The 11,992-nt window shown below is 63.9% G+C and carries 15 protein-coding genes; 10 read left to right on the top strand and 5 right to left on the bottom strand.

Going from position 1 to position 11,992, the window contains the following annotated elements; translation table 11 throughout:
- The first annotated feature begins 5 nt into the window (after positions 1 to 5).
- The 6 genes from nrdR to H3V53_RS24305 all read left to right on the top strand — a co-directional run bounded on the left by nrdR (position 6) and on the right by H3V53_RS24305 (position 3,474).
- Positions 6 to 497, top strand: a complete 492-nt coding sequence (nrdR, locus tag H3V53_RS24330) for a transcriptional regulator NrdR (protein ID WP_054919158.1) — start codon at positions 6 to 8, stop codon at positions 495 to 497.
- A 173-nt stretch (positions 498 to 670) separates the two neighbouring features.
- Complete coding sequence (locus tag H3V53_RS24325; protein WP_336600142.1) at positions 671 to 1,231, top strand: GspH/FimT family protein; 561 nt, start codon at positions 671 to 673, stop codon at positions 1,229 to 1,231.
- Positions 1,228 to 1,668 (top strand): prepilin-type N-terminal cleavage/methylation domain-containing protein, encoded by a 441-nt coding sequence (locus tag H3V53_RS24320; protein WP_336600141.1) that lies wholly within the window; start codon positions 1,228 to 1,230, stop codon positions 1,666 to 1,668. Before H3V53_RS24325 ends, H3V53_RS24320 begins: the two co-directional genes overlap by 4 nt.
- Entirely contained in the window at positions 1,665 to 2,489 is an 825-nt protein-coding gene (locus tag H3V53_RS24315; protein WP_336600140.1) for a PilW family protein, read from the top strand. The genes H3V53_RS24320 and H3V53_RS24315 overlap by 4 nt, the downstream gene beginning before the upstream one ends.
- Positions 2,486 to 3,028: a hypothetical protein gene (locus tag H3V53_RS24310; RefSeq protein WP_336600139.1), complete on the top strand. Its 543-nt coding sequence runs from the start codon at positions 2,486 to 2,488 to the stop codon at positions 3,026 to 3,028. The genes H3V53_RS24315 and H3V53_RS24310 overlap by 4 nt, the downstream gene beginning before the upstream one ends.
- Positions 3,029 to 3,042: 14 nt before the next feature.
- Complete coding sequence (locus tag H3V53_RS24305) at positions 3,043 to 3,474, top strand: type IV pilin protein (protein WP_336600138.1); 432 nt, start codon at positions 3,043 to 3,045, stop codon at positions 3,472 to 3,474.
- A gap of 27 nt (positions 3,475 to 3,501) precedes the next feature.
- Here the strand turns inward: H3V53_RS24305 and H3V53_RS24300 are convergent, their stop codons facing one another.
- From H3V53_RS24300 to H3V53_RS24290, 3 genes are all read right to left on the bottom strand, one after another.
- Positions 3,502 to 3,990: a DUF3318 domain-containing protein gene (locus H3V53_RS24300; protein ID WP_336600157.1), complete on the bottom strand. Its 489-nt coding sequence runs from the start codon at positions 3,988 to 3,990 to the stop codon at positions 3,502 to 3,504.
- 68 nt (positions 3,991 to 4,058) lie between these two features.
- On the bottom strand, positions 4,059 to 4,442 hold the full coding sequence (locus H3V53_RS24295) for a phage holin family protein (RefSeq protein WP_054919163.1): 384 nt from the start codon (positions 4,440 to 4,442) through the stop codon (positions 4,059 to 4,061).
- A 115-nt stretch (positions 4,443 to 4,557) separates the two neighbouring features.
- Positions 4,558 to 4,860 (bottom strand): ElaB/YgaM/YqjD family protein, encoded by a 303-nt coding sequence (locus H3V53_RS24290; RefSeq protein WP_007584918.1) that lies wholly within the window; start codon positions 4,858 to 4,860, stop codon positions 4,558 to 4,560.
- A gap of 395 nt (positions 4,861 to 5,255) precedes the next feature.
- Between H3V53_RS24290 and H3V53_RS24285 the strand changes: the two genes are divergently transcribed.
- Positions 5,256 to 5,894: a peroxiredoxin gene (locus H3V53_RS24285; RefSeq protein ID WP_054919165.1), complete on the top strand. Its 639-nt coding sequence runs from the start codon at positions 5,256 to 5,258 to the stop codon at positions 5,892 to 5,894.
- A 98-nt stretch (positions 5,895 to 5,992) separates the two neighbouring features.
- Here H3V53_RS24285 and H3V53_RS24280 read toward each other — a convergent pair whose 3' ends face one another.
- Positions 5,993 to 7,183, bottom strand: coding sequence for an acyl-CoA dehydrogenase (locus H3V53_RS24280; protein WP_336600137.1), 1,191 nt, complete (start codon positions 7,181 to 7,183; stop codon positions 5,993 to 5,995).
- A 119-nt stretch (positions 7,184 to 7,302) separates the two neighbouring features.
- Between H3V53_RS24280 and H3V53_RS24275 the strand changes: the two genes are divergently transcribed.
- A complete protein-coding gene (locus tag H3V53_RS24275; RefSeq protein WP_336600136.1) occupies positions 7,303 to 8,109 on the top strand; it encodes an IclR family transcriptional regulator in 807 nt (268 codons plus the stop codon).
- Between the two features lie 5 nt (positions 8,110 to 8,114).
- Here H3V53_RS24275 and H3V53_RS24270 read toward each other — a convergent pair whose 3' ends face one another.
- Positions 8,115 to 8,945: a diguanylate phosphodiesterase gene (locus H3V53_RS24270; protein WP_336600135.1), complete on the bottom strand. Its 831-nt coding sequence runs from the start codon at positions 8,943 to 8,945 to the stop codon at positions 8,115 to 8,117.
- Between the two features lie 329 nt (positions 8,946 to 9,274).
- Between H3V53_RS24270 and hmgA the strand changes: the two genes are divergently transcribed.
- Together hmgA and fahA are read left to right on the top strand one after the other, a co-directional pair.
- The gene (gene hmgA, locus H3V53_RS24265) at positions 9,275 to 10,597 is read left to right on the top strand and encodes a homogentisate 1,2-dioxygenase (RefSeq protein ID WP_336600134.1); all 1,323 of its coding nucleotides are present in this window, start codon (positions 9,275 to 9,277) and stop codon (positions 10,595 to 10,597) included.
- On the top strand, positions 10,594 to 11,904 hold the full coding sequence (gene fahA, locus H3V53_RS24260) for a fumarylacetoacetase (RefSeq protein WP_336600133.1): 1,311 nt from the start codon (positions 10,594 to 10,596) through the stop codon (positions 11,902 to 11,904). The genes hmgA and fahA overlap by 4 nt, the downstream gene beginning before the upstream one ends.
- Positions 11,905 to 11,992 lie beyond the last annotated feature (88 nt).

Genomic DNA, 11,992 nt, shown 5'->3' with positions numbered 1-11,992 from the left:
CCGCCATGCGCTGCCCCTTCTGCCGGCACGACGATACGCAGGTCGTGGACTCGCGGGTGTCCGAAGATGGCGCCGCGATCCGGCGCCGCCGCCGCTGCCCCGCCTGCGACAAGCGTTTCACGACGTACGAGCGGGTCGAGCTGGCGTTGCCCTCGGTGGTGAAGAAGGATGGCAGCCGCACGGAATTCGATCGCCGCAAGATCGTCGCGAGCATGCAACTGGCGCTGCGCAAGCGCCCGGTTGCAGCCGACGCGGTGGACGCCGCCGCGTCGCGTATCGAATATCAGCTGCTTGGCAGCGGCGAACGTGAGGTGCGCAGCGAGCGCCTGGGCGAGCTCGTGATGAACGAGCTGCGCGCGCTCGATACGATCGCGTATGTGCGCTTCGCGTCCGTCTACCGGCGTTTCGAAGACGTCTCCGAGTTCGAGGACGTCATTGAAGAGTTCCGCCGGATGAACGCCCCAGCCGCGCCCGCCAAGCCTCCGCGCAAGCGCTGATTTCTCGCGTATCCGCATTTTTCTCTCCCTGAAGTCCAACCGCGAATTCGTTTGATGCACGGACATTGTCGTGCAGGGATTCGCGCGTCCGACACCTGGCCATCCGGCTAATTGTGGCTGTGCTCGCGGGCCGTTACATTCGATGCGTTCTTGATGGAAATAGAGGAATGCAGATGAAACGGAATGCTCATGTGCGGTGCATCTGTCGCGGGTTCACGCTGTTCGAATCGTTCGTCGTCGTTGCGCTGCTCGCCGTCGTCGCGACGTTGACTGTGCCTTCATTCATTGCGTGGCACGTGCGCGATCAGGTCGACGCGCGCGCCCGCGCGTTGCTATCCACCCTGAGTTACGCGCGCGGTGAGGCCATGCGGCGCGGCGCGCGCGTGACGGTGTGCCGCGTCGATTCCGCGCGCCATTGTCTGGCTGCGGGACAGCCGTGCAAGGCGGGCAACGTGGACTGGTCGTGCGGATGGGCTGTGATGATCGAACGCGCAGGCGGCTTCTATCCGTTGCGCGTGCAGCCGGAGCTTGCATCCGTCAGTATCGCGGGCGCATCGACGAATCTGACCTTCACGCCGCCTGCAGGTCAGGCGAACGGCAGCTTTCGCAGCTTCGATATCGGCCCGCGGACGGAGTCGAAGGCCACGCAAGGCAAGGACTGGCGACGCTGCATTCGGATAGCGGCAGGGGGACGGCCGCGCATCGTCGATGGAGCATGTGGAGCGTCGGCATGATGCGTACGAACCGCGTGTCGCAGTCCGGTCAGTCGCTGATCGAGGTGCTCGTGGCCGTCGCAGTGACGGCCGTAACCGTGCTCGGCCTGATTGCCGTGCAATTGTCGATCGCGCGCGACGCGCGCTCCGTGTCGTATCGCGAGCAAGCCGTGCTCGTTGCCGATGCAATCGTCGAGGCGGCGCGCGCGCCGAATCCTGGCGATGCAGCCGTCGGTCAATGGAAGACGCGTGCTGCCAATCTTTTGCCGAAAGGCGTCGCGGATGTTGGCGGGGCGGCCGGCGGCGCGGTGTCGTTTGCGCGCGCGACCTGGGCGTGGCAAGACAGCATGCCGCGCGGCGGACGGGACGCTGGAGACATGATCGACGTGCCCGCATCGTGCGGCGATGTCGACGTGCCCGGCGGCATGCAATGTGTCGCGTTGGCCTTTGCCCGATGAAGCCAGGCCTCTTCGTGCGTCGTCGCGATGGGTGCGCGCGTGGACACACGCTGCTCGAGATGGCGATCGCGATGGCCCTCGGTCTGATCGTGACGGCGGGTGCCGTATCGCTTTACCGGTCGCAGCGGATCACCTTCACTCGGGCCGCCGACGCCGCACAGATTCACGATGCCGGCATGACGGCGCTGACGCTGATCGGCGAGCAACTGCAGATGGCGGGGTTCGTTTCCGCCGATATGCCGCGTAGTTTCGTGGCACGTCCGGCTTTGTTCGGCTGCACGAGCGGTCGGCCGACTGGCGCCGACGACAGCCTGACCTGTGAATCGCTCGCATCCCATTCGGACGGCATCGCAGTGCGCTACGTCGCCGACAACGTGTCGACGTGGCCCACCGCGACCGGTCTGCCGGCCGATTGTCTCGGCCAAGGGCTGACGAAGACGGACGCGGACGCGCGAGGCGTGACCGTCGTCAACCGCTTCTATGCAAAGGCCAGCAGTTCGACGGGGGAACCCGAGCTGTATTGCGAAGGAACGGGGAAGGCCAATTCTTCGCAGCCGCTTGTCGAAGGCGTCGAGCGGGTGCGATTGCGGTATTGGCTCGCGGGCGCGTCGTCGGCTGTGGATGCGGCGGCGGTTGCGCCTGCGCAATGGTCGAATGTCGTTGCCGTCGATGTATGCGTACTCGCTCGGGGCATGCCGCTGACCCCGTCGGCGCGATATGTCGATTGCGATGGCGTGTCGGCCGTCAGCGCGGACTCGCGAGTGCGGCGCGCGTTCTGGCGTCGCGTCGCGATACGGAACAACGAAGGGAGCACGGCATGATCGATACGCACAACGCATTTCGCGGGCAGATGCGCGGTCGCGCCCGCAGCCGGGGCATCGCGCTGCCTGTCGTGCTGCTGATCGCGGCGATGATGCTCGCGACTTCGGCTGCATGGTTCGACGTGTCGGTGACGACCACGCGCAATGCAACGGGCTTGTACGACCATCTGCTCGCGCTGCATGCCGCCGACGCCGCATTGACTTCGTGCGCACGCAGTGTGGTCAACGGCTCGATCGCGCCGATGCTAAGCGCGCAGGCCGTTCTCGGCGAGCCCGTCGGCTGGAAGTCGCAGACCACGTTCGAATCCAACGCGATTGCGCCGTTTGCGTCGTGGCCGGCATCGACGGCCATTCGCGCGCCGCAATGCCTGATCGAAGTATGGCGGCTGACGAACCGGACGGACGCACAGGCCTATCTCGTCACCGCGAGAGGCTACGGGCGCAATGTGGATGCGCAGGTGTGGCTGCAGTTGCAGTTGGTGACGGCTGGCGGCACGGTTGAGAAACACTGGCGGCGCGTCGCTGCGCGCCCATTTTGAGAGGGCGCCCGGACATGACTTTCAGGACGAAGTCCAATACCCAAGGGTTCTCGCTGCTCGAACTGGTGGTCACGCTGGCAATCGCGGCGACACTCGCCGCCTTCGCGATCCCTTCATATCGCGGCCATATCGCGAGGGCGCACAGGACGGATGCGGCGTCGGCGCTGTATCGGGCAGCGCAATTCGCGGAATCCGCTGCGCATGCTCAAGGCGCGCCGTTGCCGTCTGGTCTCGATCAGGCGCCGTCGGGCGGGCGAGCGATCTATCGGCTGCGCCTCCTGCCCGCCGACGACACGAACGGCGGTTACGCGCTCGAAGCGCAGCCGTTGGACAACGGCCCTATGGCCGACGACGCGTGCGGCACTTTCATACTTCACGCAACGGGCGTGAAATCCAACAGGGGCACGGCGAACGCGGACTCCGACGAATGCTGGAGCGCGCGATAGATGAGAAACGGCGCAGGCTGGCGCGCGTCAGGGCGGGCTCATGTCGGAATCGCGCGAAGCGGACGATGCAGGGGCTGCCGTCGCATCGGCCGCGCGCGATTCGCGCTTCACCTGCTGGTAGATGCGAAACGCTTCCCACGCCGCGAGGCCGACGCTGCCCCACTTGAGCACGGGCTTCGCACTTGCAAAAACGGTATTGCGGATCGGTTTCGCTAGCACCAGCGACACAATCGAGCTGATCAGCGGATATTCCTTCAGCAGCGCACCGACCCCGCCCGCTGCGCCGCGTCGGCGTCCCCACGGCATGCCAGCCGCGAAGCCGGGAACGATGAACTTGAGCCAGCTGAAATGGGTGACGGCATGGCGCAGATCGAGTGTCGCCTGCGCGAGTTCCATGCGCTCGACGTCCGCGCGCACGATCAGCAATTCCTTGCGCAGCGCGCGCAGGTGCGGCGCGCTCAGATCTTTGGCCGTTGGGCGGCTGCGAAGGGGACTATCGGAATGAACGTGGCTCATGATGAACGTGTCGATGGACAGGGAAGGGTGGCGCACTCGCTGAACTACCTTTGGCACTTAAGGAAAACCTAGCGCTTGCGGAAAATCTCTCGGTCTTTCTCAAATTCGTTGAGCGTGGCTTCGAAGATCATCGGCGCATTGCGCAGGCCGCTGCGCGCCCGCAATGCGCAGCCGATCGCCGCGATCGCATAGACAAGCGTGATGCCTGCCAGCGCCTGCCATCGGTAGGTGTCCCAGAACGCGATCGCGACCAGCGCGGTCAGCGCGATCAGCGCCATTGTCGCGAGCATCATGGCGGCGAGCCCCATGAACAGCACCATCAGCAACCGGTCTTTTTCTTCGGCCAGTTCGATGCCGATCAATTCGAGCCGCGTTTGCAGGATCGAGAAGACGGAACTGAGAATGCGCCGCAATGGCCCGCGGTCCCCGCTTTGCGATTGTGTATCGATCATGGCGTGAGCGTGTAGCGCGCGAGGATGCGCGAAGAAGGCGCGGACAGGCGCGTGCGCCTGTCCGCCTGTCAGCGAAGCGTGCCGTCCGCTCCCGCGGCCGGCCGCTTCACGCGTGTTACTTGCGATTGATCAGCAGGCCAACCAGCACGCCGACACCGGCTGCAATGCCAATCGATGCCCACGGATGCTCGTGGACATAGTCGTCGGTGGCGCGCGCGGCCTTCTTGCCTTTTTCGACGACCACGACCTGCACGTCGGCTGCCTTTTCCTTCGCCTGCTTGAGACGCGAGAGCGCCGTCTCGCGCAGTTCAGAAGCGCGTTCGCCCGTGGCGCTCGCGGCCTGCTTCAGCAGATCTTCCGCATCTGCGAGTACGGTTTTGATATCCGACATCAATCTCTCCTTGTTGACTTCCGACATTGACTGCTCCCTTCGTGCACGCTACGCGTGAATCGTAACCAAAGAAACCGCTGCTGGCGAGCCAGCAGCCGGCGCGTCGTAGGTTACGCGCAACCGCGCGCAATTCTCCGAACGCGCTCGCATGAAGCGTTCCCGAACGTCACGGGCTTTTCCACGAGCTTTTCATGTGGCCTGCTTCAAACCGGTGCGCTGATCGTCTTGCAGAGCACGCCATCGTTTGATGGAGTTGATCTGTCCCGTTAAGTTTCGTACATCGGCGAGAAAATTACAAAAACTGATAAGCGTTGCAGCCGATGTTCGTTAGAAGTGCGCGCCCTCGTCCCGTATGCTCTAATTTGTACCCCTCCGCCGGCTGGACCGTGCGGATCATTCGAATCACTACAAGGAGCTGCACTGTGAGTCTACGTCTTGGCGATGTCGCACCCGATTTCGAACAGGAGTCCAGCATCGGTCGCATCAAATTCCACGAGTGGCTGGGCGATAGCTGGGGCGTCCTGTTCTCGCATCCCGCCGACTTCACGCCTGTCTGCACGACAGAACTGGGCCTGACCGCGAAGCTTGCGAGCGAGTTCGAGAAGCGCAACGTGAAGACGATCGCGTTGTCCGTGGACAGCAAGGAATCGCACGGCGAGTGGATCAAGGACATCAACGAGACGCAGGCCGCGAGCGTCGGCTTTCCGATCCTCGCCGATGGCGACCGCAAGGTGTCGGAGCTGTACGACATGATCCATCCGAACGCGAACGCCACGCTGACGGTTCGCTCGCTGTTCATCATCGATCCGCAGAAGAAGGTGCGCCTGATCATCACGTACCCGGCAAGCACGGGGCGCAACTTCGACGAGGTGCTGCGCGTCATCGACTCGCTGCAGCTGACGGACAACTATCAGGTCGCGACGCCGGGCAACTGGAAACATGGCGACGACGTCGTGATCGTGCCGTCGCTGAAGGACGAAGAGGAGATCAAGCGCAAATTCCCGAAGGGCTACACGGCGCTGCGTCCGTATCTGCGGATGACGCCGCAACCGAACAAGTAAGCCTGCTTCGGTTCACTTCTGAGCCTGACAGTAAAAAGCCCGCGTCCATCTAGAACGCGGGCTTTTTTGTTTGGAGCTTTCCTAAGCATGACGCAGCGTCAGAAGAACGCTTGGATGCCCGTCTGAGCGCGTCCGAGAATCAGCGCGTGAATGTCGTGCGTGCCTTCGTAGGTGTTCACGACCTCCAGATTCACCAGGTGCCGCGCAACGCCGAACTCGTCCGAAATGCCGTTGCCGCCCAGCATGTCACGCGCCATGCGCGCGATGTCGAGCGACTTGCCGCATGAGTTGCGCTTCATGATCGACGTGATCTCGACGGCGGCCGTGCCTTCGTCCTTCATCCGGCCCAGACGCAGCACGCCTTGCAGGCCCAGCGTGATTTCCGTCTGCATGTCGGCGAGCTTCTTCTGGATCAGCTGGTTCGCGGCGAGCGGCCGGCCGAACTGCTTGCGATCGAGCGTGTACTGACGCGCCGTGTGCCAGCACGCCTCCGCCGCGCCGAGCGCGCCCCACGCGATGCCGTAGCGCGCCGAGTTCAGACACGTGAACGGTCCGCGCAGGCCTTTCACGTTCGGCATCAGATTTTCTTCAGGCACGAACACTTCGTCCATCACAATCTCGCCCGTGATCGACGCGCGCAGGCCGACCTTGCCGTGGATCGCAGGCGCGCTTAAACCCTTCCAACCCTTCTCAAGAATGAAGCCGCGAATCTCATCCTTGCCGTCGGTTCCGAGCTGCGCCCACACGACAAACACGTCGGCGATCGGCGAATTCGTAATCCACATCTTCGCGCCCGACAGCGAGTAGCCGCCGTCGACTTTCTTCGCGCGCGTGACCATGCTGCCGGGATCGGAGCCGTGATTCGGCTCGGTCAGGCCGAAGCAGCCGATCCACTCGCCCGACGCCAGCTTGGGCAGATATTTGTCCTTTTGCGCGTCGGAGCCGAATTCGAAGATCGGCACCATCACCAGCGACGACTGCACCGACATCATCGACCGGTAGCCCGAATCCACGCGCTCCACTTCACGCGCGATAAGCCCGTAGCTCACGTAGTTCAGGCCGGGGCCGCCGTATTGCTCGGGAATGGTCGGCCCGAGCAGGCCGAGCTCGCCCATCTCGCGGAAGATCGCGACGTCCGTCTTTTCATGGCGGAACGCGTCCAGCACGCGCGGCGTGAGCTTGTCCTGCGCATACGCCTGCGCGGCGTCGCGCACCATGCGTTCTTCTTCCGTGAGCTGCTGATCGAGGAGCAGCGGGTCTTCCCAATGAAACTGCGCGGCGGCTGCCATGAGATATCTCCTATTTCGACCGGAACAGGCTGGTTGGCCGCATCCATCGGTCTCATACTTGACTAAAGTTCCGCTGTGCGGAACAATGTTTTGCAAACGACGATTGAGTTTAGCATCCGATGTCGAAACCTGCATCCACCCCTTCTCTATCGGCGGGCGTTTCCGATTCCGTCGACGAACGCAAGTTCGTCGTCGCGCTGGCGCGCGGCCTCGATCTGCTGCGCGCGTTCCGACCCGGCGAGACGCTGCTCGGCAATCGCGATTTCGTCGAGCGCACTGGTCTGCCGAAGGCGACCGTGAACCGGCTGGCATACACACTGACCGTGCTGGGCTATCTGCGCTTCGACGACGCGCTCGGCAAATACGCGCTGGATGCGGGCGTGCTGTCGCTCGGTTTCGCGCTGTTGTCGGGCACGGACACGCTGGAGCTGGCGCGCCCACACATGCGCAACTTCGCGCGCGAGGTCGGCGCGGCCGTGTCGCTCGGCTGCCGCGATGGTCTGGACATGATCTATCTGGAGACGATCCGCAGCGAGACGGCGCTGACGCTCGGGCTCGCCTCCGGCTCGAAGCTGTCGATGCTGACGAGTTCGATGGGCCGCGCGTATCTGGCCGTGCAACCGCACAGCACCCGCGCGGCGCTACTCGCGCAACTGCAGCAGGCGGCGGGCGGCGAAGGTCCGGCGCTCGTCGCGCAGGCGCAGAAGGAAATCGACGCGTACGCGAACGAGGGCTGCTGCTACTCGTTTCGCGACTGGCACGACGACGTGAACGCCGTGGCCGTGCCGTTCACCGATGCGCGCGACGGCAGGCTGCTGGTGCTGAGCTGCAGCGGCCCGGCGTCGTCGATGGGGGAGAGCGTGTTCCGGGAAACGGTCGCGCCGCGTCTGAAGGCGCTGGCCCGGCGTCTGGGCGATAGCCCGTGAAAATCTCAGGCAGTCCGATTTTCATGCACGATGAACAGCGGACCCTGCACGAAGCGCACGTCGTACTGCTGCAACAGGTCGAACTGCGCTTCCGTCGTCACGCGATTGAAAATCAGCGGAATTCTTAGCCGATTCGCATAGCTGACCAGCGGCTTGACCATCGAGTCGCGCAATGCCGAAGCGGCGTCCATCTTGATGAAGTCCAATCTCGCCATGTCCGACACGGACAGGATCTGTCCTGCGTTGGGCAGATTGCCCGCGACCTTGAATCCGTAGTGCTGATAGCTCTTGGTCAGATAACCAAGAAACGTCCGATGTGCGACCGCCGCAGGCGGCAATTCGATGACGACGCGCGACGGATTCAGCCCAAACGACATCAGCACAGTTGAGAAATGTCGTCCGTGGTCGTAACGCACACTCTTCAGCAGCCGCTCGTGGACCCGCAGGAACAGCAAACCGTGCCGCTGCGGGCCGAAAAAGTTGATTGCATGCATGGCGCGCGACATCCGGTCCAACGCGACCAGTTGCTGGTCGTCGGCGATGTGGTCGAACGGATCGAACGCATCGAGCGGCGTGCCGTCCAGCCGCTGCGTGATCGCCTGCACGCCGAGTTCGTCGCCGAAACGGTCTGCGCTGTCCGGCGACGACGCCAGCGATTGCGCAAGCGCATGCACGCTGATGTCGAAGATCGGCTCATAGCTGCTGCCGATCTGGATATCGCCGCACGTCGCGATCGCCTCGCCGCTGTGCGCGCCCGTGCCCAGCCTTAGGTGCTCGCCGAGAAACGGATGAGTGGAAGCGCGGTCGACGAGTTCGGGAATGGTCAGCGGGATCATGAATACGAGGAAGCAGACTGTGAAAGGGCGGCGCGTGCCGCATGGTTCGATGGTAGCAGCGGCGACCGCGCTTTCATGCACCAAATACTGATATGGATTTCGTCGTTCGTGGGGCGATCCGGTGCGAACCGAGGGTATACGTTAATTTCACTAATCATAATCTGTTTTACCATTCGTAAATCTCGATTGCGGGTGCGCCTGAGCTGTTCCACGCGGCCGCCGTCCGCGTAGCTTGCTCCGCCGTGCCGATGCTGACGCTCGCCGTCGCAACCCGGCAGCGACGCGGTTCAGGGAAACGCAGACCGTTTGAGATTCATCGGAGACTTTGCATGGAATCGTCCACACGACGCGAAATCCAGCCGGGCTATCAGTCTGGCTTCGCCAACGAATTCGCCACCGAGGCCCTGCCCGGCGCTCTGCCGCAGGGCCGCAACTCGCCGCAGCGCGCGCCGTACGGTCTATATGCCGAACAGCTGTCGGGCACGGCGTTCACCGCGCCTCGCGGCCACAACCGCCGCTCGTGGCTGTACCGCATCCGGCCGGCCGCGGTGCATCAGCCGTTCACGGCGCTGTCGTCGCACCGGCTCGTCGCGAATTTCGCCGACGTGCCGCCGACGCCGCCCAACCAGCTGCGCTGGGACCCGCTGCCGATGCCCGCCGAGCCGACCGATTTCATCGACGGCTGGGTGACGATGGCGGGCAACGGATCGGCGGAAGCAATGAGCGGTTGCGCGATCCACCTGTACGCGGCCAACCAGCCGATGCAGAACCGCTATTTCTACAACGCGGACGGCGAACTACTGATCGTGCCGCAGGCCGGGCGTCTGTCGATCTTCACGGAAATGGGCAAGCTCGAGGTCGAGCCGTTCGAGATCGCGGTGATTCCGCGCGGCGTGCGCTTTTCCGTGACGTTGCCGGATGGCAAAGCGAGCGGCTACATCTGCGAGAACTTCGGCGCGCTGTTGCGGCTGCCGGACCTCGGGCCGATCGGCTCGAACGGCCTCGCCAATCCGCGCGATTTCCTCACGCCGCATGCGGCCTACGAAGACCGCGAGGGCGACTTCGAACTGGTCGCGAAGATGAACGGCCATCTGTGGCGCGCGGACATCGACCATTCGCCGCTCGATGTCGTCGCGTGGCACGGCAACTACGCGCCGTACAAGTACGATCTGCGCCATTTCAATACCATCGGCTCGATCAGCTTCGACCACCCGGACCCGTCGATCTTCCTCGTGCTGCAGGCGCAAAGCGACACGCCGGGCGTCGACACGATCGATTTCGTGATCTTCCCGCCGCGCTGGCTCGCCGCCGAAGATACGTTCCGCCCGCCCTGGTTCCATCGCAATGTCGCGAGCGAGTTCATGGGCCTCGTGCACGGCGCGTACGACGCGAAGGCGGAAGGCTTCGTGCCGGGCGGCGCGAGCATCCACAACTGCATGGCGGGCCACGGCCCCGACGCCGACACGTTCGAGAAGGCGTCCAACCTCGACACGTCGAGGCCGAACAAGGTCGACAACACGATGGCCTTCATGTTCGAGACGCGCACGCTGCTCAAGCCGACGCGTTTCGCGCTCGAAACGGCGCAGCTTCAGGCGCGTTACTACGAATGCTGGCAAGGTCTCAAGAAACACTTCAATCCGGAGCAACGATGAACGCATCGAGCGATCTTCAGGCGACGCTCGACGCGTCGCGCAAGAGTTGGGTCGAGTCGGCCAATGACGCGTCCTGCGATTTCCCGATCCAGAACCTGCCGTTCGGCATTTTTAGCGACGGCCTGAACGCGACGCGCCGCGCGGGCGTGGCGATCGGCGATTGCATCGTCGATCTGGCCGCGCTGGAAAGCGCGGGTCTCCTGACGGTGCCGTCGTCGGGTGAAGGCGGCAGTGTGTTCGTGCGCGACGCGCTGAACGACTTCGTCGCGCTCGGCCGCGATACCTGGCGCAGCGTGCGCATCCAGTTGAGCAGGCTGTTGTCGCGCGATCACGCGACGCTGCGCGACGACGCCGAACTGAAGCACCGCGCGCTGATCCGCATGGCCGACGCCACGCTGCATCTGCCCGTGCAGATTCCGGGCTACACGGACTTTTATTCGTCGAAAGAGCACGCGACGAACGTCGGCTCGATGTTCCGTGATCCGAAGAATGCACTGCTGCCGAACTGGCTGGAAATTCCCATCGGCTACAACGGGCGCGCTTCGTCGGTGGTGGTGAGCGGCACGCCTGTGCGCCGTCCGAACGGCCAGCTGAAGCTGCCTGATCAGGAGCGGCCCGTGTTCGGCGCGTGCCGCAAGCTCGATATCGAACTGGAGACGGGTTTTATCGTCGGACGCGGCAATGCGCTCGGCGAGCCGATTGCGTGCGAGGACGCGGAGAACCATATCTTCGGCATGGTGCTGCTGAACGACTGGAGCGCGCGCGACATCCAGCAATGGGAATACGTGCCGCTCGGGCCGTTCAACTCCAAAGGCTTCGCGACGACGATCTCGCCGTGGATCGTCACGCTCGACGCGCTCGAACCGTTCCGCGTCGCGCAGCCCGCCCAGGACCCGCAGCCGCTCGACTATCTGCGCCACGCCGGCAAGCACGCGTTCGACATTTCGCTCGAAGTGCTGCTGAAGCCGCGCGATGCGCAGCAAGCGACCACGATCGCGCGCACGAACTTCCGCCACATGTACTGGACGATGGCGCAGCAACTGGCGCATCACACGGTGTCGGGCTGCAATACGCGCGTCGGCGATCTGATGGGCTCGGGCACGATCAGCGGCCACACCGACGATTCGTTCGGCAGCCTGCTCGAACTGACGTGGAACGGCAAGAAGCCGCTGCAGCTGGAAGAGGGCGGCACGCGCGCGTTCATCGAAGATGGCGACGTGCTGACGCTGGCAGGATGGTGTCAGGGCGACGGCTATCGCGTCGGGTTCGGCACGTGTGTCGGCGAGATTTTGCCGGCGCATGCGTGAGGCCGTCGCCGCGCTTGATGCTCGCCGACTTCGCGGGCTGAAGCGCCTTCGACCCTCCGCGCACACCGTCCGGCACGCGCGGAGGGAA

The organism is Paraburkholderia bengalensis (assembly GCF_037126505.1).
GTDB lineage: Bacteria > Pseudomonadota > Gammaproteobacteria > Burkholderiales > Burkholderiaceae > Paraburkholderia > Paraburkholderia bengalensis.
This window is presented reverse-complemented; position numbering and strand designations above follow the sequence as displayed.

What these genes read in the sequence shown, in the direction of transcription:
- nrdR (WP_054919158.1), top strand. Translation starts at nt 6, where the DNA reads ATGCGCTGCCCCTTCTGCCGGCACGACGATACGCAGGTCGTGGACTCG.
- H3V53_RS24325 (WP_336600142.1), top strand. Translation starts at nt 671, where the DNA reads ATGAAACGGAATGCTCATGTGCGGTGCATCTGTCGCGGGTTCACGCTG.
- H3V53_RS24320 (WP_336600141.1), top strand. Translation starts at nt 1,228, where the DNA reads ATGATGCGTACGAACCGCGTGTCGCAGTCCGGTCAGTCGCTGATCGAG.
- H3V53_RS24315 (WP_336600140.1), top strand. Translation starts at nt 1,665, where the DNA reads ATGAAGCCAGGCCTCTTCGTGCGTCGTCGCGATGGGTGCGCGCGTGGA.
- H3V53_RS24310 (WP_336600139.1), top strand. Translation starts at nt 2,486, where the DNA reads ATGATCGATACGCACAACGCATTTCGCGGGCAGATGCGCGGTCGCGCC.
- H3V53_RS24305 (WP_336600138.1), top strand. Translation starts at nt 3,043, where the DNA reads ATGACTTTCAGGACGAAGTCCAATACCCAAGGGTTCTCGCTGCTCGAA.
- H3V53_RS24300 (WP_336600157.1), bottom strand. Translation starts at nt 3,990, where the DNA reads ATGAGCCACGTTCATTCCGATAGTCCCCTTCGCAGCCGCCCAACGGCC.
- H3V53_RS24295 (WP_054919163.1), bottom strand. Translation starts at nt 4,442, where the DNA reads ATGATCGATACACAATCGCAAAGCGGGGACCGCGGGCCATTGCGGCGC.
- H3V53_RS24290 (WP_007584918.1), bottom strand. Translation starts at nt 4,860, where the DNA reads ATGTCGGAAGTCAACAAGGAGAGATTGATGTCGGATATCAAAACCGTA.
- H3V53_RS24280 (WP_336600137.1), bottom strand. Translation starts at nt 7,183, where the DNA reads ATGGCAGCCGCCGCGCAGTTTCATTGGGAAGACCCGCTGCTCCTCGAT.
- H3V53_RS24275 (WP_336600136.1), top strand. Translation starts at nt 7,303, where the DNA reads ATGTCGAAACCTGCATCCACCCCTTCTCTATCGGCGGGCGTTTCCGAT.
- H3V53_RS24270 (WP_336600135.1), bottom strand. Translation starts at nt 8,945, where the DNA reads ATGATCCCGCTGACCATTCCCGAACTCGTCGACCGCGCTTCCACTCAT.
- hmgA (WP_336600134.1), top strand. Translation starts at nt 9,275, where the DNA reads ATGGAATCGTCCACACGACGCGAAATCCAGCCGGGCTATCAGTCTGGC.
- fahA (WP_336600133.1), top strand. Translation starts at nt 10,594, where the DNA reads ATGAACGCATCGAGCGATCTTCAGGCGACGCTCGACGCGTCGCGCAAG.